Source organism: uncultured Slackia sp. (assembly GCF_934630525.1).
Classification (GTDB): domain Bacteria; phylum Actinomycetota; class Coriobacteriia; order Coriobacteriales; family Eggerthellaceae; genus Slackia.
The window spans coordinates 13183-37520 of the sequence record NZ_CAKTVX010000012.1 but is presented as its reverse complement, the minus strand read 5'-3'; the positions used below and the strand labels follow the sequence as shown (position 1 = coordinate 37520).

15 protein-coding genes are annotated in these 24338 nt (G+C 57.1%); 6 read left to right on the top strand and 9 right to left on the bottom strand.

The genetic code is table 11. From position 1 onward, the window contains the following. Window positions 1-44: 44 nt before the first annotated feature. Complete coding sequence (locus Q0D41_RS08875) at window positions 45-857, bottom strand: TatD family hydrolase (RefSeq protein WP_294378113.1); 813 nt, start codon at window positions 855-857, stop codon at window positions 45-47. Between the two features lie 132 nt (window positions 858-989). Further along, window positions 990-1808, bottom strand: a complete 819-nt coding sequence (locus tag Q0D41_RS08870; RefSeq protein ID WP_367113834.1) for a ThiF family adenylyltransferase — start codon at window positions 1806-1808, stop codon at window positions 990-992. 287 nt (window positions 1809-2095) lie between these two features. On the opposite strand from Q0D41_RS08870, the gene Q0D41_RS08865 reads away from it, so the two are divergent. After that, window positions 2096-3697 carry a Mur ligase family protein gene (locus tag Q0D41_RS08865; RefSeq protein WP_294378110.1) on the top strand — a complete coding sequence of 534 codons (1602 nt, stop codon included), beginning with the start codon at window positions 2096-2098 and terminating at the stop codon, window positions 3695-3697. 74 nt (window positions 3698-3771) lie between these two features. Here the strand turns inward: Q0D41_RS08865 and asnB are convergent, their stop codons facing one another. From asnB to nagB, 5 genes are all read right to left on the bottom strand, one after another. After that, the gene (gene asnB / locus Q0D41_RS08860; protein ID WP_287538010.1) at window positions 3772-5616 is read right to left on the bottom strand and encodes an asparagine synthase (glutamine-hydrolyzing); all 1845 of its coding nucleotides are present in this window, start codon (window positions 5614-5616) and stop codon (window positions 3772-3774) included. Between the two features lie 347 nt (window positions 5617-5963). After that, complete coding sequence (locus Q0D41_RS08855; RefSeq protein WP_294378103.1) at window positions 5964-7217, bottom strand: ATP-grasp domain-containing protein; 1254 nt, start codon at window positions 7215-7217, stop codon at window positions 5964-5966. 203 nt (window positions 7218-7420) lie between these two features. After that, window positions 7421-7864 (bottom strand): GatB/YqeY domain-containing protein, encoded by a 444-nt coding sequence (locus Q0D41_RS08850; protein ID WP_294378100.1) that lies wholly within the window; start codon window positions 7862-7864, stop codon window positions 7421-7423. A 406-nt stretch (window positions 7865-8270) separates the two neighbouring features. After that, a complete protein-coding gene (gene nagA, locus Q0D41_RS08845) occupies window positions 8271-9389 on the bottom strand; it encodes an N-acetylglucosamine-6-phosphate deacetylase (RefSeq protein WP_294378097.1) in 1119 nt (372 codons plus the stop codon). 202 nt (window positions 9390-9591) lie between these two features. Then, entirely contained in the window at window positions 9592-10410 is an 819-nt protein-coding gene (gene nagB / locus Q0D41_RS08840) for a glucosamine-6-phosphate deaminase (RefSeq protein WP_294378094.1), read from the bottom strand. 865 nt (window positions 10411-11275) lie between these two features. On the opposite strand from nagB, the gene Q0D41_RS08835 reads away from it, so the two are divergent. Then, window positions 11276-14572, top strand: coding sequence for a twin-arginine translocation signal domain-containing protein (locus Q0D41_RS08835; protein WP_294378091.1), 3297 nt, complete (start codon window positions 11276-11278; stop codon window positions 14570-14572). A 241-nt stretch (window positions 14573-14813) separates the two neighbouring features. Further along, window positions 14814-16250: a response regulator transcription factor gene (locus Q0D41_RS08830; RefSeq protein WP_294378088.1), complete on the top strand. Its 1437-nt coding sequence runs from the start codon at window positions 14814-14816 to the stop codon at window positions 16248-16250. A gap of 761 nt (window positions 16251-17011) precedes the next feature. Here Q0D41_RS08830 and Q0D41_RS08825 read toward each other — a convergent pair. Beyond that, on the bottom strand, window positions 17012-18580 hold the full coding sequence (locus Q0D41_RS08825; protein WP_294378087.1) for an FAD-dependent oxidoreductase: 1569 nt from the start codon (window positions 18578-18580) through the stop codon (window positions 17012-17014). Window positions 18581-18741: 161 nt separating this feature from the next. Here Q0D41_RS08825 and Q0D41_RS08820 point away from each other — a divergent pair, with 161 nt between their 5' ends. The 3 genes from Q0D41_RS08820 to Q0D41_RS08810 all read left to right on the top strand — a co-directional run bounded on the left by Q0D41_RS08820 (window position 18742) and on the right by Q0D41_RS08810 (window position 21973). Beyond that, complete coding sequence (locus Q0D41_RS08820) at window positions 18742-19338, top strand: TetR/AcrR family transcriptional regulator (protein ID WP_294378084.1); 597 nt, start codon at window positions 18742-18744, stop codon at window positions 19336-19338. Window positions 19339-20067: 729 nt separating this feature from the next. Continuing rightward, window positions 20068-20733, top strand: coding sequence for an HAD family hydrolase (locus Q0D41_RS08815; RefSeq protein WP_294378082.1), 666 nt, complete (start codon window positions 20068-20070; stop codon window positions 20731-20733). A gap of 82 nt (window positions 20734-20815) precedes the next feature. Further along, window positions 20816-21973: a DNA/RNA non-specific endonuclease gene (locus Q0D41_RS08810; RefSeq protein ID WP_294378079.1), complete on the top strand. Its 1158-nt coding sequence runs from the start codon at window positions 20816-20818 to the stop codon at window positions 21971-21973. A 359-nt stretch (window positions 21974-22332) separates the two neighbouring features. On the opposite strand, the gene Q0D41_RS08805 is transcribed toward Q0D41_RS08810, so the two are convergent. Further along, window positions 22333-23856, bottom strand: a complete 1524-nt coding sequence (locus Q0D41_RS08805; RefSeq protein WP_294378076.1) for an InlB B-repeat-containing protein — start codon at window positions 23854-23856, stop codon at window positions 22333-22335. Window positions 23857-24338: the final 482 nt, after the last annotated feature.

Sequence of the window (24338 nt, the reverse complement as noted above, 5' to 3'; positions counted from 1 at the left end):
GCACCGCGGAAAGCGGCGGTGATTTTACGTCGGTGGCACTATCGTTACACGTTTGGCGAACCTTCAATAAGGGCGCGGCTGTTCGCTGCCACCTTTTCCTTCAGCACATCGAAGTGGCGTCCGCGCAACTCGGCCATATGCTCAAGGGACGCTTCCAAGACCGCGCGCACTTCGCGGGCGTTGAACTCCGCGCCCGCAGCAGGCGGCAGATCGCTTTCGAGCAGCAGCCTCTCTTCGGGAATTTGCTGCACATACGCGCGACCGCGCTTGGTCGAAAGCATGCGGGGGTTGATGGAGAAATAGCAGCCGCATTCGATGGCACGCGTAAGCTCGACGCCCGAACCAGAGAACCAGTGGAAGACTACCGCGGTGCCCTGCGGGTTTTGAGGGCCCTGCGGCACCCCCGGCGCCACGAGCTCCACGCTTTCCATAAGGTCGAGCGCCACACCCACGCTTTTCACGGCATGCACCGAGAGTACCTTGCCCTTCGAAGCCGCCGCGATGCGCGCGAACACCGTGCGCTGCAGCTGAGCGCTTTCGGCGCGACGGGGCGCGAAATCGAGGCCAATCTCGCCAACGAAACGCGTTTCAGCAGCGTAGGCAACGAGCTTGTCAACCGCATCGGCGCCGCACGAGCCATCGGAAAGCCACCACGGATGCAGGCCTACGCCAAGTTTGAAGTTGGAATTTCGATTGAGCTCATCGGCCAAAGCCAGTGACGCCAAATGATATTCATCAGGAGTCACCGTAGCGCACATGCCGCCTATTCCCTCTTGGCGCATCGCGATTGCCGCTGCTCGAGTATCGGGGGAAAAAGCCAGGTGACAATGCATGTCATACAAATCAAAGCCCGTCATAGCGTCTCCCCTTTTTATGCACGCGCTGCCCAGCGCTGTTCTCAATGAAGTTATACCACCCAAAGGGCAAAGGGCGCAAACGGCCCATGCGCACCGGCGCGAAAGATTTTCGAGGAAGGCCCGTATCCCCAGCTAGTCGGCGAATTCCCCCACGTGCGCGATAGCGCGAAGCGTTTCGGCCGCGATCATTTGGCCCATCATGGGCGGCATGTACGATGCCGTGCCCAAGTTCGATCGCTCGCTGCGGGGAGCACCCTCACGCACCGGCACTGGCACGGGCTGTTCGCAGGAATACACAACGCGCAGATGCTTGATACCGCGCTTGCGGCATTCCTTGCGCATGATGCGCGAAATGGGATCGTTCACGGTTTCGTACAAATCAGTCGCGCGCAAGCACTCAGGTTGCAGCTTGTTTCCGGCACCCATGGCGCTTATCAAGCGCAGGCCGTGCTTTTGCGCGAATTCCGCAACGAAAATCTTCGTCGAGATGGTATCGATGCAATCGAGCACGAAATCGATGCGACCGTCGCACTCTTCGAGACACTCGGCATACAGATCGTCGAAGGTCTCAGCGAGCACGAACGAATGCTTGGTAATGACGCGCGCATTGGGGTTGATATCTAGGCACATTTCGCGCATCACGTCGATTTTCCGACGACCCATCGTGCTCTGGAATGCGATGACCTGGCGATTCACATTGCTCGGCGACACCACATCGCGATCGATGAGCACCAAACGGCCCACGCCGCCGCGCACGAGCGCCTCGACGCAGCTCGAGCCCACGCCGCCCAATCCCAGCACCATGACCGTCGCGTTCGCCAGGCGATTCATGCCGTCGTCGCCCATAATTCGACGCAAGCGGGAATCGGCCGCATCGTCGCCTGGCGCAGGCTCGGGAGCAGGGCCGGCGATTCCGTTCGGATAAGCGTACGTGTTTTCGGAAGCGTTCATATGAGTGGGTCTTTCTATGCATGCCGTATCGCGAAAATGAATCGGCGATTCTTCAAACCAGGCCATTGTAAACCTCGAAACCCGTTAAATGCTCGTAGCGTTGAGCGAGTCGCGGTTTTGGCTTGAGCGTGAATACGGGAGCGCGGCGCAAGCCCACCTGGAAAAGAAGACTACAATGCTGGAATATTCACCACGCGAGAAACCGGAGCCGAAAGAGCGCCCGAAAACCGCAGCCGCCACGCGCTGAGAGCCGCCCGCGGCTGCACCACCGAAAACAAGGAGTCATCATGAGCACCACCCTGCCCCAGACCAATGATTTTGGCGGCACGCCCCTTGTCTCACTTCAAGCCATCGCCGAAGCGATTCGCGCCAATGGTACCGACTGCGAAATTGCGGGCGATGCGTCCACCGAAATTCGCGGCGTCGCGATCGATTCGCGCAAAGCCGCCGCGAGGTGCTTATTCATCTGCAAAGGCGCTGGATTCAAGCCGGCTTTTCTTGAAAGCGCCATCGCAAGCGGCGCCGCAGCCTATCTGTGCCAGGGCGAACTCGACGAGCAGGGCAAGCTAACCGCGCCCGCCGATTTGGCCGCCGCGGCCGCTGGCACCCCCGCAATCGTGGCCGCCGACGTGCGCCGCGCCATGGCCGCTGCATCGAAGGTCGCCTATAGCGACCCGAGCGGCGCGCTGAATATCGTGGGCATCACGGGCACCAAAGGCAAAACCACGACTTCGTACATGCTGCATGCCATTATGGACGCCGCCCAGGTGAGCACTTCGATTCTAGGCTCCATCGAAACCGACGACGGCATCGAGGAATTCGAGAGCTGCAACACCACGCCTGAATCGCCCGATTTGTGGCGCCACCTTTCCAATACCGTGGCTTCCGGCCGCGCCCATATGGTCATGGAAGTTTCCAGCCAGGCGCTCAAATACGACCGCGTGCTGGGGCTCACTCTGAACATCGCCTGCTTCCTCAACATCGGCCGCGACCATATTTCGCCCGCCGAGCACCCCACGTTCGAGGATTATTTCGAAAGCAAGCTCCGCATTTTCGACCAATGCGAATGCGCCGTCGTAAACCTTGGCACCGAACATACCGACGAGGTCATGGCCGCCGCGAAAGCCGCCCCGCAGCTGTTCACCGTCGGCGTCGACTGCGACAGCGCCGACCTGGTCGCCAGCAACGCGCACACGGTCAAAGGCGGCATCGAGTTCAACATCAAAGAAAGCGCCAAACTCGCCACAGCGGCAGGCGAAGCCGACGCTTCGACCAGCGCCCACACGGTGAAGTTGAGCATCGCAGGCCTGTTCAATGCAGAAAACGCGCTGTGCACCATCGCATGCGCGCGCCTTTTGGGCATCGGCTGGAACGCGATTGAACAGGGGCTTTCGCACGTACGCGTGCCTGGCCGCATGGAAATCATCGCTTCGCCGAACGAACCCATCACCGCCATCGTCGACTACGCGCACAACAAGCTCTCTTTCGAGACGCTGTTCAAGTCGCTGAAGAAGGAATACCCTGGCCAGCAGATCATTGCCATTTTCGGCGCTCCGGGCGGCAAGGCGTACGAGCGCCGCGAGGTGCTGCCGCAAACCGCCGGCGCCTATGCCGACCTGCTCATTTACGCCGAAGAAGACCCCGTGCACGATCGCGTGGAAGACATTTGCGCCGAGCTGGCCAGCAACACCCCTGAAGGCGTTGCGCATGAGATCATCTACGACCGCGAAGAAGCCTTCAAGCGCGCCGTGGAAGTCGCCCACGAAAGCGGCAAGCCCACGGTTATCGCATTTCTCGCCAAGGGCGAAGAAGAGCTGCAGCATCGCGGCGACAACTTCGAGCCCATCAAGAGCGACTCAGCCATTGCCCACGAAATTCTGGGCGCCTAACGCAGCGAGCGCATCGAAAATACGAAACCAACCGCAAACAAGAAAGCCGCCCTGGAGCGGCTTTCTTTCGTTCGCTATTCGTCAATGAAGTAGCGCTTGTACCAAATAAGGAACACGAGTGGCGTATAGATCTTGCGCTGGTTCTGCGCCTTGCCCTCGTAGTGCTCATCGAGCAGGCCCATAAGCACGTCGCAGTCGAAGAACTCGCTCGCCCATGGCGCCGTGAAGTATTCCTTCACCCAGTTGTACCACTTCTCTTCGCGCAGCCAATAAATCATGGGCACGGGGAAGCCGACCTTCGGGCGCGTCGCCCACTCGTCGGGCAGACTCTTGTTCGCGGCGTGGCGCAATACGAGCTTGTTGCCGTTTTCGTTCACGCGATAGCGATCGGGAATATGCTCGGCGAATTCCATCACGCGGCGATCAAGGAACGGAACGCGCAGCTCAAGCGAGTGCGCCATGCACATCTTATCGGCCTTGAGCAGAATGTCGCCCGGCAGCCACATGTTCATGTCGAGGTACTGCTTGCGAATGAGCTCGCTCTTATCGGAAACGCGCGCATAGATGGGCGCGGCCAGCTCGAAAGCGCCTTCACCCTTGTCGTATTCGGGACGCAGCACGCTCGAGACTTCGCGCTCGGGCCACACGAGCGCCTGGCCAACGAAGTATTCCTCGGCCATTTCGGCACCCTTCATAAGGAAGTTGTGGCCCTTGAAATACGGCATGTGCTTCGCAGCCTTGCCCAGCGCGCGGCGCACGCCGAACGGCACCATGCGCTTGTATTTCGCAACCGACGGGTTGTCCTCGTACCACGCGTAGCCGCCGAAAATCTCGTCGGCGCCTTCGCCCGAAAGCACAACCGTGACCTGCTCGGCAGCCATTTGCGCCAAGAACCACAGCGGCACGCTGGACAGATTCGACTGCGGCTCGTCCATGTGGTATTGAATCTCGGGCAGGGCCTCGAAGAATTCATCCGCGGAAATCATCTTGCGATAGTTCTCGATGCCCAGCTTGTCGGAAAGCTCCTTGGCGTAATTGGTTTCGTTGAACTTGTTGTAATCGAAACCGACCGAGAACGTTTTGTCGGGCATGAGGCATGCGGCGATGTAGCTCGAATCGACGCCGCCCGAAAGGAAGCTGCCCACTTTCACGTCGGCGATGCGGTGCGCGCTCACGCTTTCATGCACCACTTCGTCGAGCTCATCGACGTATTCCTCGAACGGCTTGTCGATTTCCGAGAAATCGCAATCCCAATAACGGCGCACATCCATCGTATGGGTGGCCAGGTCGTACGTGAAGCAATGCGCGGCCGGCAGCTTGTACACACCCTCGAAGAACGTTTCGTCGGTCGCGGAGAACTGCAGCGTAAGGTAAGGGCGCAGCGCATTGTGGTTCACGGCCTTATGGAACTTCGGATGCGCGAGGAAGCTCTTGATCTCGCTGCCGAACATCAGGCCGCTGCCATCTTCGGCCTCGGAGTAATAAAACGGCTTGATACCGAAAATATCGCGTGCACCGAACAGGCGATTCTTCTTCTTATCCCAGATAACGAACGCGTACATGCCGCGCAGCTTGTCGACGATTTCCTCGCCCCACTCCTCATAGCCATGCAGAAGCGACTCGGTGTCGGCGCCGCAATGGAAGGTGTAGCCCTTCGCCTCGAGCTCGCCGCGAAGCTCCATGAAGTTGTAGATTTCGCCGTTGAACACGATGACGACGCTGCCGTCTTCGTTGCTCATGGGCTGGGAGCCCGCCGGCGTAAGGTCGAGAATCGACAAGCGGCGGAAGCCCAGCGCCACGCCCGGCGCGAAGAACGTATCGCCCATGTCGGGACCGCGGTGGACGATGCGGTCCATCATACTCGTGAGCACTTGCTCCTTGTTTTCGACATCACCGGTAAATCCGACGAATCCGCACATAGGGCACCTTTCGTTTGTATGGCACGGCATTAAAGCCGATAAATCGCTGAAACCAGAATTCTACCGCGCTTGCGCACCTTCGCGCGAATCTTCGTCAAAACGCCTAATGCCGCCGCCGTTTTCGCGCGTACGGAAGAAACCGACGCCGCGTGATCGCGGAAACGACCGCATTGGCAACCGCAGAAGCAACTGGCTCCGGCGCGATCGCGGAAACGACCAGGATCGGCAACTGCCAAAACCACAAGCGCTCAAGTCGGAGCAAGCGCACAGAAAGCCCGAGTGCCGCGACCCGCCTCGCATGTCCGCGCATGCAAAAGGCCAGCACAAGCTGGCCTTTCAACTTTCACTTAACGATAGTTCTCGGGGTTTTTGAACTTGTCGAAGTAACGGAACACGTGAATCTTCGCCCAAGCCCAACGCATAGGATTGAAGCGCAGGTCATACGGGTAATCGAACGTCATTGATTCCTTGCCAGCAGCCACAAGCTTCTTCGCGCGTTCGACGAACTCGGGGTCTTTCACGTAATCGTAAACGACCTTGCGCGGCACGGAATGCCAGAACACCTCGTTGGTGTTTTCAACGCATTCACCCAGGTCGCGCTTATACACGCGATCTTCAACGACGAACTTTGCGAGGTTGTGGCCGGCGGCGGTCACATGGTAGTTCGTGCGGCCTTGGCGCAGGTTCACCTCGAACACCTTGTACGAGCCGTCGCGATCGTCGCGCTTAATGTCGAAGTTCGCGAAGCCCGTGAAATGAATCTCCTCAAGGAAATTCTTAATGAGCTGCTGCAGCTCGGGGTTGGGCTGCGTGATAATGGCGCACGGATTGCCAAGTGCGGTGGGCGTGTGCTCCTCGAGGCCCTCGCGGCCGAAGCAGATAAGCTTCACCTTGCAGTTGCGGTCGCAGTACGCGGTGAGCACGTTCATGTTGCAATCTTCGCCGACAACCATGTCTTGCAGCAGCACTTCGTCGGGATAGCCCGCACCGAAAATAAGACCCAGAATGTGCGCCGCTTCGGCGGGGTCTTGCGCGGTGTACACCTTCTTCATGTGGTCAAACGGGTGCTCCCAATACGTGGAGCTCATGGACGGCTTCACAATGATGGGGTATTTGAAACCGATTTTCTCCTCGGTAAGGTCGGCCTCGGCCACGCCCTGTTCCCACTCGCTGGGACGCACCACAAACGTTTTGGGGTACGGAATGCCGTATTTGTCGCACATCTCGTAGAAGCTCAGCTTGCTTTCGAGCTTGTCGCGCAGGTCGGGCTGAATGTAGAGCGTGACGCAATTTTCGGGCAAATCGTTCTGAATTTCAGAAATGACCTGCGCATATACGTCAGCACAGCCCCACACCAAGTGCGTTTTGTCGGGGTGCTGCGCGGCAAATTCCTCCACCTTCGCCAACACCACTTCGGGCTTGTCCATATGCTCGTCGTAGAAGCACTCCACGATGCGGCTATGCATGGTGTCGCCCGCGGGGAAGCGACCAAACGCGTAGCTCTTCACGCCATACTCCTCATGGATGGCGCGCGCGACGCTGTAGCAATTCATATCGCCGCCGATGAGAACGGGAATGAAGTCGGGTTTTTCGGTTGCCATAAATGCAGTTCCTTCAAAAGATGGTTTGCAGAAAGCTTGTGCGATTATACGCCGCATTGAGCGCTCCCGTCGCACCTCAAAAAGAGCGCACGAACAACTCTGGGGCGCAAGGCTCTTCCGCGTTGCTTCGTTATCAAAGAAGCGCGATTCGAAAACCGCGCTTCTCGGTAGCTAAAACTCTGTTCAATCGTGCTGAGCGCCAACTACGACAGGCGGCTGCCAACTTCCTTGGCGGCCTGAGCCTTGTCGAAGTTTCCGCCGGTGGCAGCGGTAAGCGCGCCCATGACCTTGCCCATTTCGCGCTTGGTGGTGGCGCCAAGTTCGGCAATGGTCTTCTCGACAAGCGCCACGAGCTCGTCGCCCGCGAGCTGCTTGGGCAGATAGCCCTCAAGAATCTCGACCTGCTCCTTCAGCATGGCCGTGCGCTCATCGTTGTTCGCGGCCTTAATAGAGCCCTCGAGCGTTTCGCTCGTCTGTTTAATGACGCGCTTGAGCATGGCGTCGACGTCGGCATCGGTCACCTCGCGGCGCTCGTTGACCTCGATGTTCTTGATCTCGCCGTGCACCTGGCGCAGAATATCGCGACGCACATTGTCGTGCGCCTTCATCGCAGCCTTGATTTCATCTTTGAGCTCTTCGTATTTCATGAGTGCCTCTTTCTAAAGTGCCATCTATCTGCGAGTATAGCGCGAACATGTACACGTGTGGAAAACGGCAAGCCAAAACCACGCATGAAGGAGCACGAAGCGGGGCGGGCGCGCGAAAGCGCAGCGCGGGGCGAGGGCGGAAGCGTAGTGGGACGAGGCGGGGTGGAAATTTAACGAGGGCGAAACAAGGCAAGGGGACGAAAGCGAAAGTGAAGCGAAAACTTAGCGAGGGGCACGCCGCTTGCCAAATCTGTTCAAAAAGGTGCTCGAATGTGGCATTTTCACCTCGCGCAAATCGAGGCTAAGCAATTCGTTGCAGAAAACCCCAGGCCACACTACTCTACGCGACGGCAGAAGCGCGCGCAGACATGAATTGTTGCCACATTCGAGGCCGTTTTTGAACAAGTTAGCGAATGCGTTTGCCGCGCAGAATGACGCCCGCAACATTCAGGTCGGCATCGAGCAGCACCACGTCGGCAATCTTGCCCGCGTCGAGGCTGCCGCGCTCGTCAAACACGCCGATTGCGCGCGCAGGATTTTCCGTCGCGCCGCGCACAGCCACCTCGAGCGGCAAGCCCATTTCGGTAGCGGCAACTTTCATACAGCCCATCAGGTCGGTCGAGCTGCCGGCCAGCGTGCCATCGTGCAGCGTGGCATGCGAACCGTTCTTCGTCACGGCCTGCCCGCCCAGGCTATATTCGCCATCGGGCATGCCGGTGGCTTCCATGGAATCGCTGATCAGAATCATGCGATCAGCGCCAAACATCGAGAACGCAAGGCGCACCATAGCAGGGTGAATATGCACGCCATCGGCGATGATCTCGGGGGTCGCGCCAGCCTCAAGCGCCGCGGGAATTACGCCTGGCTTACGATGATGCAGCCCTGGCATGGCGTTATACAAATGCGTCACATGCTTGGCGCCGCGAAGGAACGCCTCGGCCGCCTGATCGTAGTTCGCGCACGTATGGGCAACGGAAATGCGCACGTCATCGTGCATTTCGTCGATGAATTCAAGCGCGCCGGGCTCCTCGGGGGCGATATCGACAAGCTTGATTTTGCCGCCCGACGTATTCTGCAAGCGACGGAACATCGCCGCATCGCACTGCTGCACATAGGCGGGGTTTTGGGCGCCCACCTTTTCGGGGCTGATGAACGGGCCTTCCATATTGATGCCCACCAGCGCGGCAGCATCGGGGGCGTCGGTATGCTCGGCGGCGCATTCCATAATGCCCGCGAGCTTTTCTTCGGGGAACGTCATGGTCGTGCCACACCACGCGGTTACGCCGCGGCTGGCCTCATAGCGCGTGATGGCGTCAATCGACTCATGCGTGCCGTCGCAGAAATCGTGTCCCACCGCGCCATGGGAATGCACGTCGACCAAGCCAGGAATGGCGCGCAGCCCCTTGGCGTCGATGACCTCGCCCGCCTCGTCGCCGGTCGCAACAATGCGGTCGCCCTCGATGAAGATATCGCCTTCAACGAATTCGCCGTTCTTAAAAACTTTCGCACCAGCAATTTTCAGCATGTCGCGCTTCCTTTCGTTATAGGCGGAGAAAAACTCTGCCTCGATTCAATTCTGGGCCAGGTGAAATGCACGCCGCGAACCGCGAAGCCGAAACCGCGACACGCGCGCAGCGTCAACGCTTTGACGAAACGTTGCGCGAGGGCCAGCCCCGCACACCTAGCCCAAAAAAGAAGCGGCCGCAGGGGCCGCTTCCTCGGTTTCACTATTCGTGGCAGCCGCAGCCTTCGCCATGTTCGTGGTCGTGATCGCAATCGCAATCGGGATCGCCGCAACCGCAGCCGTCATCGGCAAGGTCGCCGCACAGCGAGAACGCTGCCTCGTCCACGATGGCCACCGCATTGGGGTGGAACTGCAGAATGGACGCGGGAACCTCGGGGGTCACGGGGCCGAAGAAAGCATCGCGCACGATTTGCGCCTTGTCTTCGCCGCTCACCACGACGAGCACCTGCTTGGCGGCCATGATGGTGCCAATGCCCATGGTGTATGCCTGGCGGGGCACTTCGTCGGCAGAATCGAACAGGCGGCTGTTCGCGTTGATGGTGGATTCCGTGAGGTCGACGCAGTGGGTTTCCTTCGGGAATTCAGGTGCAGGCTCGTTGAAGCCGATGTGGCCGTTGTGGCCCAGGCCCAGAAGCTGCAGGTCAACGCCGCCAGCGAGCAGGATGGAAGCCTCGTAGGCATCGCATGCGGCCTGAGCGTCGGGGTTGGCGCCATTGGGCACATGCGTGTTCTCGGGGCGCACGTTGATCTTGCTGAACAGGTGCTTCTGCATGAAGTAGTGGTAGCTCTGCTCGTGGTCGGCAGGCAGGCCGCGGTATTCGTCCAGGTTGAACGTTGCAACGCGCGAGAAGTCGATGCCCTCGGCTTCGTGGCGCTTGGCGATTTCGGCGTAGAGGCCCTCAGGCGTGGAGCCGGTGGCCAGGCCCAGCACGCAGCCAGGCTTTTCCTCGACCAGGTCGACAATCATGTCGGCGGCGGCTTCGCTCATTTCCTGATAGTCTTTGGTCACGAAAATCTGCATGAACGCATCCTTCTCTTCGTTGTATTTTGCGACTATTCATAATACATGCTCACGCGGCAATTTCCAGGTGCGGCGGGAAAGCAACAAAAGCCTTGAGGTTCCAGAAAATAGGGCATATACATCGGAGCCCAACCTGTAGAACTGCACTTTTAGGTACTTGTTTTTAACTGTTTCCATGCGAACTAAATAATGTGATGCGCCGTCGCAGACTAATCAATCCGCTTGCTGGGCTATGTTCTGACGGAAAAGATCAGAGCCGGGACGGCGGCAATTGCGGCCTCGCACGCGCTCTCCTTCGCCACGCGCTTCGCCGAGAACGTCAGATTATCCAATCTGCGCGGCGGGCTGTCAGTGGTAGCTTAAAACTGAACACTTGGTCCAGGATTTCCAACGCAGCCCCTTCAGAAAGAAAACCCTTATGAAAAACATCTGTCCAGGACAGTGTGGCCAATCCGTTCAAGAGGAAGTGCCGCGCCCGGCACGCCGGTTCGACCGGCTGCCACGGGTCAAATGCAGTCGGGCCTGAACGAAGTTCGGGCCGGGGGCTTGAGCCCCTGGCCCGGATCCCTAGGGTTGCACCCTAAGAGCAAAGCACCTTTTTGAAGGGTGGTTTTGATTTTCTTTCGCGTAGGGGTGCAAGGCGGTCGACATATGGCGTTCATTTGAATAAAGCCAGCTCAGGCCCTATCGGGTATTTTGCACTACAGCATCTAAATCGGTATCGAGCATCGCGCATGATATGACTTGCGGCAAAAAGCCCGATTGATTTGTTTAACTTATGCCCGTAGCGTTCGAAAGGCGGAATCGCCAACAGAGCTTTCGCGAAGCCGCAGAGGAAAGGGAAAGCGCAAAGAAGGGGTTCATTATGGACGAGCGCAAGAGTTTCATTCTGGAGGAGCGCAAGGGCGATATGGTCGTAGGCCACGGCTTTACGCGTCGTACGTTTATCAAGGGGTCCGCTGCCATTGGCGCTATGGCAGCGATATCCGGTACCACGCTGGGTGTTCTGAGTTCATGCTCGACTAGTGCCGGGGATGGCGCAGTGACCTTCGAGAACATCACTGAAGGCGTCGAGCGTCGACTCAGGCCTAACGCGATTTCCTTTACTGAGGCGAGAACATTCAAGATGGTCGTTCCTATAGGGGGAAGCAAGGAGGAGATTCAAGAAAAAATAGATGGCGAGTCTATTGCTTGGGAGTTGGTGCGCGAAGCGGGGCAGCAGGATGTGGAACTCTTTCCTCATCAATGGCTGGGAGGACCGCTTGGCCAGTGGAAAACTGTGGCCACCAAGATTCAGCCCGAAACGGATTTCTTCTCCGGTGTCTCTACAACCGTCGAAGAAGTTGACGGAGTGACCTCTGTCGTCTTGGTTTTTTCCAACAACTTGTTGTTTGGATATGACGGGATTGACAACAGAGACAGGAAGCTCGTTCGGGATTCGATTCTCGATTGGACTGGCGTTTATACCCTGAAATGTATCGACGGCGAAAATGAAATAGCGTCCGTTGAAGTGCCAGTGCGTCCGTATGATTCCTATGCCACATTTGCCGAAATCGCCGAAGAGTTACCTGGACTTGTCCAGGAGGCGAACGAAAACGGACTGTATGCTGAACTTCAGACTATTGGCCAATCTGCCGACGGGCGCGATATCTATGCTGTGATTATTGCCAAGGAGCAGTCTGACGTCGAAAACTACCGCTCACTTTCCGACCGTATGAAATCGGAGCCCGCGAAAGTACAAGAAGAGGTCAATACTGGGTCGCTTTCGTACAAGGTGCCCATCATGTACAGCAATATCCATTCTGATGAAACGCCGGGAAGCGACGGCGTAATGGAGTTTCTCCGTCTTCTTGCTGCGAATCAGCCCGTTGAATACAACTACATCGGAGCTCTGACGAAGGAAGGGGTGGATACACTTTCTGCCGAGATGAACAGGGATTCGACGGATTGGTCTCTTCTGGTAGCCGATCAGGTCAGCGGCGTAGGGTACATCCGAGGCGAAGGTGTGAAAAATCCAACGTATCCAGGCGCAGAAGAGGCAGAGTTCTCTCTCGATCCCTTTGACCTATACCATATGACCGTCGATATGGCGGAAGACGAATTCGGCCGTTACTACGAGGTCGAAAAACGGACGTTCGATCCCGCTCAAATTCTTGATCAAGTGTTCTTCCTGCTTGTACCCGTCGAAAACCCCGATGGACGTACGTACAACACCCGAACAAATGGAAACGGCTTCGATCTAAATCGCGACAACACATATCAAACCCAGCCCGAAACCCAGGCGATGACGAAATTCATCGCATCCTGGAATCCGATTTCGCTCCATGAAATCCATGGCTTCTACACTCAGTATCAAGTCGAACCCTGTACTCCTCCGCATGATCCGAATAATGAATACGACCTGTTTATTGATACCGCAGTTAGCCAGGGAGAGGCATTCATTTCGGCGTCAATCGCAAATAACGTGTCCATCAATTCCGCGCAGATGCCGATGAGGGATTACTTGAAGATTCTCGAGGACGGTTCGACAAATTGGGTGTCTCCCTTCGATGACATGACGTCGAGCTACACCCCTCAGTATGCGATGCTGCACGGCGCCAATGCATTCACCATTGAAGTTCCTTTTGGTTCGCAGGATTCTGTCGAGGCGGTTCTGTTCGGATTCGTAGGGAATGCAGACTTCATCTCGCGACCCGAGAATAAAGATAGGATGTTCGTTAATCAGCTCGAACGCTATCGCCGCGGTATAGAGAATATAGACGCGGACACGTTACGGCCGTACTATGTCTCGCAGGCGGATGAGCTGGGGGGCAATGCTTCGACATTCCGTCCTCGCAGGGAGGAAAACGGAAACTTCTTCCCAGAATACTACGTGATTCCAATCGACGGCGAATCTCAGAGAAACAGAGCTGCCGCCGCTGATATCGTGGAGTACCTGCTACGCAACGATGTGGCAGTGAAGTCTTTGACCCAGGATGTCTCGCTCGAGGCGAACGAATATCGCGATTCGTTGTCATTTAAAGCGGGGTCGATAGTGGTCGACATGCATCAGGCAAAGAGGAACATGGCCCATGTGGCTCTTTATTCGAATTTGACCATCGATGACTGGACGGGACTGTATTCCGAGCCTGTGACCAACTTCCCCGATTTCCATGATTTCGATGCGGTATCCGTCAATACACCTGGGGCATTCGCCGAGGATATGCTCGTAGATGTCGATGCGTCTCCCGAAGTGGCCAGCTCCGTATCGGGCGAGGGTTCCGCAGCCATTATTGCGAACACCACGGTGCAAGCGATTCTCGCGGTGAATGCCCTCCTCGATGCCGGAACGCCTGTCGGCTTGATTCTTGAGGGCGAGTACGCAGGAGATTACGTTGTTTCCTCAGATTCGCTTGCGGATGTTGCCGATCGCTTCGTCATAGAGGTGACCAAGACGGATGCGGTCCCTCCGGCAAAGATAATCAAGTCGGGGGTGAAAGTCTACGTGCCTGGTGCGCTTCCCGAATACGACTCAGACGAGACAGGTAGGGAATACGGGGTCAAGAATTACAGGAATCTGCTCAATACCGCGCTCGCATGGGATCGATTCGCCCTTGAGAAGCAGATGGGGTTTGCGCTTGCCGCGTCCGCAGATGAGGCCGATATCATCGTGGGCAATGGGGCGTTGTCCGAGGATGAGGCGGCAAAAGTTGCCCAAGGTAAGCCGTATGTTGGTTATGGCTCCGTCGCCGTTTCCTCGATTAGGGATGCGGGGCTTGAGGTTGATTGCTCTCTTGACGACGGCGATAAGCCGACGAAATCGGGGGATTTCGATGCCTTGGCCAATGTGAAGTTCGAAAGCGACAGCATCGTGACCGTAGCGTACGCCAAGCGTGGTGACTCTCGGTTCTATGGACATGGCGGAGCCATGATGACAAAGGCGCCAGATGCCGCTGCAAGACTCTTGTCCATAACGAACAATCCGTTCGTTGAGGGATTCATGACTGCTGACCACGTTGAAAAATACAAAGGCTCGCTGCAGGCCATCGATTGCACGTTCGAGGGTTGGAATGCCGTTTTGTTCGCCAACAGCTTGACCAACAAGGCCTATCAGCTTCATGAGTATCGATATCTCGCTGCTGCGATATACAGCAGGATTCTCGAAGGAGATTTCGCTTTATAGGCCGGTTGCACGCGACCCGATAGACATCAGTGCTGAAAACGCGACGCAATCTGTTCGGGGTTGCGTCGCGTTGCCGTTTACGACTTGACGGATTGGTTAAAGCGGGTAGTATTATCCAAAGCCCTTGTTCGATTTTGCCACTATGCCGGCCTATCGAGAGAAATCGCTTGGCGAATGCGGCGGTGGTTGTCGAAACGAATGGAGCTCGGGCCTCGAAGCGGAACCTCATGAGGGAGGGGCGATGGGTAGATTTGTGTTGCCTCGGAGGCTCTCCCTTCAAAAACTGTCCCGTTCGACGACCTTCTATGCGTTCATAGGCTTCTTCTGCTTCTACCTGTATACAAGAGTCGACACTCTGACAAGCAACGGTGTGTCCAACCATCTCGTCGAATACACGCCTGCTCCGTACGATGTTTTTTCGTTCGGGATGCTGTGCTCGCTGTTTGCGATTGCCATCTCGGTTCGGGCGAGGGCGGTGTGCTGCGAATTCGCGCCGCTTGCGGTTGCTGCCACCCTCCTTGCTATAAGCCCCCTTTATTCTGTGGTCGGAATGCCGCATGCGGTCGCTTTGGCACTTGCATTTTTGGGAGGAGCGGGCAAGGGCATCGTGGTGCTGCATCTCGGGCGGATGCTATCTATGCTCGATATCTCTGCAAGCATCTTGATTGTGTCGAGCTCTGTCGCCATCCTGAAGTGCGGAGGTCTTTTCCTTCCGTCACAACCTGTGATATTTCCTGTGGTCGCCTTGTTGAGCGCTCCTTTATGCGCAATCGGCGTTTTTCGCGCGTATAGCCTGATGGTTGAAAGCAAAGAGGGGGACTCGTCCTGCGGTCAACTCTTCCGAGAGAATCTGAATCGCAGCCCGGTCGGTTTGGGTCTTGTTTTGCTATTGGTCCTGATTGCGGGTGTTGCGAGCGTGGTATGTCCGACTTTCGCGCAAGAGGCGCTCAAAAACTCCGGAGTTTCGGCTCCGGATGATTTGGTCGCGCTTTGCGGAATCATCGCCTGCGCCGCAGTGTGGATACCCCTCGTGGCTCCTCCCCGTAATTCAAGGCGGCTCGTTGCGTTTTGCAAAGTGATGCCCATTGCTTTGGGATGCTGCGTGCTTTTGAACGTATGTCCTTACGAGGTTGCTTTCTTGCCCTACATAGGCGTCGCTGCCGGGGATGCGATGTTCCTCATTCTTTTTTGGATTATCGCTCCTTTCACATGGGACGTCTGCAAAGGGAGAATGGCGAACGGGGGCTTGTTTTCCGCTCTGGCGTTCGCGGAATGCTTAGGCATATCGGCCGGATTCATGTTGTTTTCCAGAGAGACATCGACGCTCGCGATGGCGGAGGCGGGTGCGTACGCAAGCGCTCTTCTCCTGTTCGCTCTGATTTTGTTTGTGCTTCCTGAATATATCGAATTCGGCAAAAACGAGGCAGGCGATACGGGAAAAGGTGGATTAACGCGTGGGGAAAGCGATGCCTTGAGGAAAGTCGCGATGGAGGCCGGGCTGTCGCCTAGGGAATTCGAAGTCCTTCTCTTACTTGCCCGCGGACGGGATTCAAAAACCATTCAAAATAAGCTCGGCATGGCCCCTTCCACTGTTTCGACGCATATACAACGAATATATAAGAAAATGGGATTGCATTCCAAACAAGACATTATTGACCTGATTGATTGTGGCGATTGAAGAGAAATGAGATTCGCTGCAATCTTGTTGCCCGCAGCGATTGAGTCGACGTCTGGTTCGGTTTTGGCAGCTTGCTGTTGTCGCAGGAAACCAATTGGCAGAAGCGAAGGCAAGGAGCAGCCCATCAATCGAGAAAACGCCGGGAGACAGGATTTCAACCGGATAGCCATCGTGCCGAAGTCCCTGGCAAAAAAACGTGCAATGACTCGTTCAAAGCCTTGCCAGGGGTTTCAGCTCGTGTAGATTAGCGTACGTCAAAGGAAGCCGTTCCGCATCGGAATCTTCGAATTGAAGGAGTCGCTGCACGTGTATTTCGTCATCCGAGGCGGGTGTTGATCGACTCAATGCGTCTTTGCATGCAACTCGAAAGAAAGTTGCACTGGGTCCTTCATTTAACCCGAAGCGGATGCCATGACTTAGTGCGATTTCTTATATCGAGTAGAAATAGAAACAAAGCGAACTAATGCACTCTAAGCTAAGTATCAAATAGGCTATCAGCTGTAAAAAATGTTAAGGCAATCAGATATCTTTCGACAGGTTACTCAGAAACCGCCGAACGCTTTGGCGTTAGGGGAAGACCATTCAATGCGTTGTCCCTAGTTAGGTATCATATTTCTATCATGGGATGACTTGCCGCATAAGCTGCATGGAATGATTTGCCACTTGGCCGCATTAATTGAATTCTCTAGCAAATGTGAGAAAAACGGGCGGCGACCCAATTTGGTAACCACCCGTTTAGGTCAAGCTGTTTCGCAAGCGTCCTATGCCAAGGCGTCTTCAGCGGCCAGCACGCCAGACGTGGCCGCCCAGCCCTGCTGAGAGCCGGAGCACACATTGACGTCGTAGTTCGCACCGTATAAACCAGCGGCATCACCGCCGGCGGCATACAGGCCAGAAATGGGATTGCCGCTCGTGCTCATGACGCGCATACGCTCGTCCACACGCAGGCCGCCAACCGTGGTGAACAACGTCGGGGTGATTTTCGCGCCGTAGAACGGTGCCTTGGATACTGCGAGGAGCTGTTCTTTGGGCTTCCCGTAGTCCTCGTCGATTCCTGAATCGCAGAAACCGTTGTAACGCTCAACTGTCGATTCGAGCACGTCTGGGTCCAGCCCGAGTCCTTTCGCCACATCGGCAATCGAGTCACCCTTTACGATGCCCTCGCACGAAAGCAGTCCCTCGCGGCACTCGAAGGGCTGTCCCGCGAGCGCACCCAAGTTGGGCATGGGCATGAAAGGACCGCTCTGCTCGATGTAGTCGATGAATCCGTCATCGAAAACAACGTAGTTCTCCGCCTGCGTGGTGAGCACGTTGCCGCACGCGGAGAAGTTCGAGGTGACACTCTCGTTGAAATAGCGCTCCCCTGTCTCGTTCACGCGAAGCGTGGGCTGCATGGTCAAGACGTAGTTGGGGATGTCGGAAAATGCGCTCGTGCCATCCAACATGCCCGTGTGGTACATGACCGCACTCGGGATATGGGTGTCTGCGGCCGCCTCGGACGAGGCCAGCGCGATGCCATCGCCGTCGCGCCCCTCCATGCCCCATACGTGAACCGCATCGTAAGGCCGGCCTGTGAACCTTTCGAACATCTCGGGGCTGTTTGCGTACCCACCCGTCGCGAGAACGACAGCCTTCGCGTCGATTTGGATTTCTTCCCCGCCAATGGTGGCGAAGATTCCAGTCACGGAGCCATCGGAAACTACGATGCCCGTCATGGGGCATTCGGTCCTGAACTCGACGCCAAGCTCCGTCGCCTTCGCCTGCAGCACGTCGAGAACCGCTTTCATGCTCGTTGGCCCGCCTTCGCCCGCCGGAAGATGCCATACCTGGTATGACTCGCCTAGGGCCTCGACCGCGGCGTACGCGATTCCCTGGCCCTCGACCCAGTCGACCACCCTGCCGCACTCCTCGACGAACCTTCTTACCACCGGGCCGCTGCATGCGTAGTGGTGGTAATCCATCGTGTCCTTGACCACCTGGAGCTTGTCGATGGAGATGCCCTGCTCCAACTGAAAGCGCGTGCTGATGCCGCAAAGGCCCTCGGCGAAGGCCGAAGTGCCGCAGAGGCCAGAGTTCTTCTCGACGCAAAGTACCGAGGCGCCCAACTCGGCCGCGCGAAGAGCGGCGCACGTTCCCGCCGTGCCGGACCCGACGACGACGACGTCGAACGATTCGGTCCGCACGGGATTATGCGCCGCGGTCTTTTCGCCGCCCTGTTCGGCAGGTTCTTTCAGCTCGGCTTGTGGCGAGCATCCCGCGAGGCCGCCCAGCACCGCCCCTGCTCCTAAAACCGTTGCTCCGCTCAGAAAACTTCTCCTGCTTACGTTCATGCTCCCTCCATCTTCTGCACAGGTATGGTACACCGTACCATGGTACGATGTACCAAATTGTAATTTCGGACAGACGGACGGTCAAGTGCAATTTAGGAAGTTTCCCAGCCATGTCGCAGCCGCCCTTATAATGGCCGACACGCACAAGGAAAGGTTCTTATATGGTCCGACAGAGCGGCAGCGCCGTCAGCAACGAGGAAATCGCGAGAGCAGCGCTCTCGTTCATCGACGAACACGGAATCGACGCCTTGTCGTTCCGAAAGCTCAGCGAATCCACCGGTATTCCGACGATGACGATTTGCAACCGCTTCGGATCCAAGGAGTCGCTGTTGAAAGCCGTCCTGTCGGCGATGCTCGAAGGACATCAAGCCGACGCGATTCCGGGCGAAGCATGGCAGGATACGCTTCGGCGCGTGGCCCACTGCCATCGCGCCATGGCGCTTTCGCATCCGGGCGCGTTCATGCTCTTCGTGCAAACACCCTCTTTTGAAGAACCGATTCTTTCTTACACCGAGAACGTATTCTCACTTCATGGGCATCAGGACATCCCTGAGGACATGCCCCTCATTTTCTTGAGCGTCATGCACTCGTTTCTCCCGGGCTTTCAGCTTGTCGAGAGCATGGCGAAATCCGCCCGTAAGGACAGCCTGTCCGCAGAAGCGCAGCGATTCATCTCGCTTTTCACCGAAGAGACGTTCGATCGAGACCTCGAAATCATCATTGCCGGATTGGCGGCGAAATTCAATCTGCCAGCATAGGTCCACGGAACCGCCGCATGACCGCCGCCGTACTCGTATTCAATTTTTCAATGGCCCCATTTGGACTGCTCTTTCGCAAAGGCATCGGTGCGCGTGTTTGACCAGCCAGTCGTCCGCACCGTTCCTCACCGTCACGACCTCGAGGAGCCTTCCGGTGGAATCGTAGCCAATGCCGACGCGCTTCTCTGACTTTCTCATGCAGCGGGTTCAGGCGATGCCCGCGCACTCCAGGTCGTTTTCGACCAGTTGCCTCAGGTAATCCGACCGGCGCATGCCCAGCTGGGCCGCGCGAGCGTCGATGGCGCGAACCCTGCCGCGCGCCTCCTTGAACGCCTTTGGGCGGGGCGCGCCGTAGACGCCTCAAGCCTCGTCCCTGACTCGGGATATCGCGACAGCAAACTCCTCGTCGCGCATGGCGTGCGCGCTCGGCGGCCGCAATTTCCTGCACGGCCCAACGGCCCTCTGCTTGAATTCCGTCGTATGCCTGGGAGATGGATTGCCCATGACCCGCCTCGCTTTCCCCCATTGCGGCCACCATGCCGAAACGGAAATCGACTTGTCAACGGGAATGGGGCGGATTCAGATTCAACGAATCCCTTACCACATTAACTACCGAAGCCTCCGCCTTTTCGGAAAACACCCACCACACGCGCGTCAAATGCGACAGGTATACTGCGAGCCGGTCAAAACCTGCGCGGCACGGCCGCGCCAACACGAAAGGATCCCACGATGGAATTGCTTCGCACCCACGAACCGCTCGAGGCGTTCGTGTTCGATATGGACGGCACACTGCTCGATTCGCTGCCCGATTTGGTCGACGTGACCAACGAAACGCTCACGCATTTCGGCTACCCCACGCACACCACCGAAGAAATCTTGGCCATGATTGGCAACGGCCTGCGCTCACTTATTCTGCAAGCGCTTCCGCAAAACTTGAGCGACGATGCCACCGAGGCGGCGCTTGCCTGGTGGAAAACGCGTTACGACGAAGTGGGCAACCGGAAAACGACCGTATACGACGGTATGCTCGACACCTTGGCCGAGCTGAAGGCGCGCGGCATGAAGCTCGCCGTGCTGTCAAACAAATATGACGGCGGCGTGCAAATTCTTACCAGGCATTATTTCGCCGACCTCATGGATTTCGCGCTTGGCGATGGCCCCGTGCCACGCAAGCCCGACCCGAAAGGCCTCACGCTCGTCGCGAAAACGCTCGGCGTGCCAGTCGAGCGCGTGGCCTATGTCGGGGATTCCGACGTGGACATGCAGGTCGCGAACAACGCTGGCGCTTTCCCCATTGGCGCGAAATGGGGCTATCAAACGCTCGATCACCTTACGGGCAACAACCCCGGCGCGCTCATCGACGCGCCCGACGAGCTGTTGAAGTTCGCGGAATAAGCAACCGGGCCAAACATGACGAGAGCGGGATGACGGGTGAAGAGCTCGTCATCCCGCCTTTTTTCGGAAAGGCATCGCTTTGATGCAGCCACCCTCTCGCGAGCATGAGTCTCGCACCATACCCGCGCGTTTTGCGGCGCTGTTTGCCGCCGTCGCCCTTGCGCTGTGCTGCACGTTGCCGCTCGCCGCATGCGAGAGCAACTCTTTCGGCGATTCCCAGGCGAGTAACCCCGCCGCCGTGCAGATTGCCGACATCCCCGAGTACTCGGGAGCGCTTTGCATTGACGTCAACGACGGCGAGCCAGGCTTTACCGACGGCGACTTCAAACGCGGCGCATTCATGGAATTCTCCGACCTCGATTTCGAAGGGCGTTGCGGCGCGGCATTCGCGCGCATCGGCACTGACACATTGAGCAATGCGCCTCGCGGCGATATTTCGCAGGTGCATCCAAGCGGCTGGGAGCAGCACCGCTACGACTTCGTTGACCAGGAAATGCTCTACAACCGCAGCCACTTAATCGCGCATCAGCTTTGCGGCGAAGACGCCAACGAGAAAAACCTCATCACGGGCACGCGCACCATGAATTCCGTTGGCATGACCTATTACGAAAACATCGTAGCCAATTACGTGAAGCAAACGGGCAACCACGTGCTCTATCGCGTGACGCCCATTTTTGCCGCGAACGACCTGGTGGCGCGCGGCGTGCAGATGGAAGCAGAATCAATCGAAGACGGCGGGCAAGCCATTCGCTTCAACGTGTTCGTGTACAACGTGGAACCCGGCGTGGAAATCGATTACGTCACGGGCAAAAGCTGGGAGTCGAGCGGCGTGCCAAACGTGGCGACTGGCGGCGAAGCAACCACCACCAGAGCGGGCGCGACGCCGAACGCGACTGGCAAAGAAGCCAGCAGCGCGTCCACCAAAGGCTCCGACGGAAATGCCCGCTCGGAAAATGGCGCCCAAAAGGATAATGCCGAAAGCAGCCAAACCAACCGTGCAAACAACGCAGCCGGCTCAAGCGACGCAAAGAACTCTGGCAACGGAGCGAGTTCCGAGGAAAGCTCAGTCACCTCACATGAGCCGCAAGAATACGTGCTCAATACCAAGAGCATGAAGTTCCATCGCCCGACGTGCTCTTCGGTCGACGACATAGCCGACAACAACAAACAAGAGGCTACAGCCACCCGCGACGAGCTTATTTCGGAAGGCTATTCGCCCTGCAAGCAGTGCAACCCGTAAAGGTATACGGAACAGGGCGGACGCTTAAAAGTGGCACCTGCCCTGAATTCCACCACTTTCGCGCTCAATCGAAGGTGGCACACCGAAGCCGGCAACGCCGAACGACATCAGGCGACACGAGAGCAGCTGGCAAGCTCACAAGCGAGCGGCCCAATCGCAGCCAAACGGCAACCCTCATAAAAAGAAAACCCGACCAGGCATACGCCCGGTCGGGTTTTTCATATCGCATCACTCAGTGCGCGAGGCGGCATTTAAGCGCGGCGCCGTTCAATCCCGGCCGAAACAAACCCCGCCTACGCAGCACGCTATGTGTCGAAAGCTATGCGCTTATAGCTATTGCCGCCTTGACGCTGCCTTCTTTAACGGTTTGAGCGACGGCGCGCAGCAAAGGCCATGCACGTCGCAGCGCCCGCAGCAATCACCAGCGCGACAGGAATGGTAAGGGCAGACGTGTCGGCGGTCTTCGCAAAGCCGCCCTGCGAGGTAGCACTGTTGGAGCCAGCGTTTGCAGAGGGCTTAGATTGATCGCCAGGGGTCGCGGGGGTAACCGTAGGCTCGGATGCCTGTTTCTCCCATTGCGCGAACAGCGTCACCGGGGCAGAAAGCTCAACCTTATCGCCCGCGGCATAGCCCGTGCCAGAACCGTTTTCGGCGGTATTCCAGCCCACGAAGGAATAGCCCTTGCGTACCGGCTGATCGGCCGCAATCTCGGTTTCGGTAACGCACTCAACGGTAGCGAAATCGGCAGGCTGCTCATCCTCGGAACCGTTCAGGTTATAGGTAAGATCGAATGCCTTCTCCTCCAACTCAGGTTTGGTGAAGCCGCAGTACTTGCACTTAGGGGTTCCCGTGCGAGTCCAAGTACCGGCATCGTCAGAGGTCCACTCAGTGTAGGTGACATCGAAAGCATTGTCGTGCTCGCCGTCGGTGTAGTCATGGGTAAGCATCTTGCCGCCGGACCACACGAGCTCGCCATCGATGTTGACGTCGGTACGGCCGGAGTTGTTACCCGACTTACCGCCAAAGCCAAAGAGCTGAGAGCAGGTGGTGTTGTCGCGCTCGGCCGTAACCTTATTGGTGCCGGTAATGTTGAGAATGTACTTATAGTTCCCCATGTTCGAATCGTTGATGTTCAGCGCCTGCTTATAAAGGCCCCAAAGCGCCTTCGAGTTGAACGTGCAATTATTCACGTTAACGGTGATGTCATGCTTGCCGGCACCGGCATCGGTGTAGACATTAATAACCTTGCCGCTGGCGTTAAAGGTGCAGTTATCAAACGTCATGGTCGGCGAGCTGTATGTCCAAAGAGCGTAATCGCCGCTCGGGGCGTTGAATGTGGTGTTCTTGAAAACAGCGGTCTTGTAGCCCCAATAGAATGTCTTGCCGTTAACGACACAGCCATCAAGCACGGTATTGTCGGCGCGAACAAAGCCAAGGTAATCGGCCTTCGCGGAACGCATCGTCATGTTCTTAAATGTAACAGTGCCCGCGCCATCAAACGAATAATCGCTGTTGTACTCAGTACCATAATTGGCGGGGTCAGGCACGAGCGCACCAATATTCCATGCCGTCTTATCGGCACCAAGCCCCTCGAACGTGAGGTCTTTGCCCTTGGTATGGCCCTCAGAGGGCACCTTATACAATGTGTAGTTGCCCTCGCCGAGCTTGATGGTGTCGCCACTCTGAGCTTCTGCGGTTGCGGTGGCCAGATCGGTGTATGCCTTGCCAGTGCGAGCATTGGTGATAGTAGCCACGGCGGCGGGCGCAGCTCCAGTCTCAGACGCTTCGGCAACAACCGCCGGCTCTACCGAAGACTCAGCAACGGCACCTTCATCGGATACGCCCGATCCGGCATCCTCCTGCGCAAACGCGGAATTCGGCATTAAAGCCCAAGCCGCCAGCGCAAAAAGCAGCGAGGCAAAAGCGCACCACCCCCATGCTGCTTTTCGGGCATTACCCTCTTCCAAAAACATAGCCCACCTTCTCTCTTCCTTTTCCCAAAACACGACATGCATCCTGTTACGGGATTCATTCATTAACTCGCAGACCCCATTCCTAGCTACAGTAAGCCATGGCGGTTCCACTTTTATGACGTGAACTATAGCAGGTTTATCGGGTTATTCGCACGCGCCACTAGCAGAAAGTCAAGGTAGCAGTGCATATTTAGGCAAATGGCCCTTGTTTTACTTGAGTGCCCCCCTTCAATTTCGAAGCCCGACTCGCCGCCAAACGAGGCAACAAAAAACCCGGCCGAGCTGTACTCGACCGGGTTTCTATACCCTATTGCCTTGACGCATTGGATCAAGGCCTTCTGGGAAAGCCCACGATTTCGAAAAAACCGGCTTCGCCGTTTAGACGCAAGCCT

Coding starts and splice junctions, on each gene's coding strand:
- Q0D41_RS08805 (WP_294378076.1), bottom strand. CDS start 23,856: ATGCCGAATTCCGCGTTTGCGCAGGAGGATGCCGGATCGGGCGTATCC.
- Q0D41_RS08835 (WP_294378091.1), top strand. CDS start 11,276: ATGGACGAGCGCAAGAGTTTCATTCTGGAGGAGCGCAAGGGCGATATG.
- Q0D41_RS08850 (WP_294378100.1), bottom strand. CDS start 7,864: ATGAAATACGAAGAGCTCAAAGATGAAATCAAGGCTGCGATGAAGGCG.
- asnB (WP_287538010.1), bottom strand. CDS start 5,616: ATGTGCGGATTCGTCGGATTTACCGGTGATGTCGAAAACAAGGAGCAA.
- Q0D41_RS08810 (WP_294378079.1), top strand. CDS start 20,816: ATGCAGCCACCCTCTCGCGAGCATGAGTCTCGCACCATACCCGCGCGT.
- Q0D41_RS08830 (WP_294378088.1), top strand. CDS start 14,814: ATGGGTAGATTTGTGTTGCCTCGGAGGCTCTCCCTTCAAAAACTGTCC.
- nagB (WP_294378094.1), bottom strand. CDS start 10,410: ATGCAGATTTTCGTGACCAAAGACTATCAGGAAATGAGCGAAGCCGCC.
- Q0D41_RS08870 (WP_367113834.1), bottom strand. CDS start 1,808: ATGAACGCTTCCGAAAACACGTACGCTTATCCGAACGGAATCGCCGGC.
- Q0D41_RS08855 (WP_294378103.1), bottom strand. CDS start 7,217: ATGGCAACCGAAAAACCCGACTTCATTCCCGTTCTCATCGGCGGCGAT.
- nagA (WP_294378097.1), bottom strand. CDS start 9,389: ATGCTGAAAATTGCTGGTGCGAAAGTTTTTAAGAACGGCGAATTCGTT.
- Q0D41_RS08875 (WP_294378113.1), bottom strand. CDS start 857: ATGACGGGCTTTGATTTGTATGACATGCATTGTCACCTGGCTTTTTCC.
- Q0D41_RS08815 (WP_294378082.1), top strand. CDS start 20,068: ATGGAATTGCTTCGCACCCACGAACCGCTCGAGGCGTTCGTGTTCGAT.
- Q0D41_RS08820 (WP_294378084.1), top strand. CDS start 18,742: ATGGTCCGACAGAGCGGCAGCGCCGTCAGCAACGAGGAAATCGCGAGA.
- Q0D41_RS08865 (WP_294378110.1), top strand. CDS start 2,096: ATGAGCACCACCCTGCCCCAGACCAATGATTTTGGCGGCACGCCCCTT.
- Q0D41_RS08825 (WP_294378087.1), bottom strand. CDS start 18,580: ATGAACGTAAGCAGGAGAAGTTTTCTGAGCGGAGCAACGGTTTTAGGA.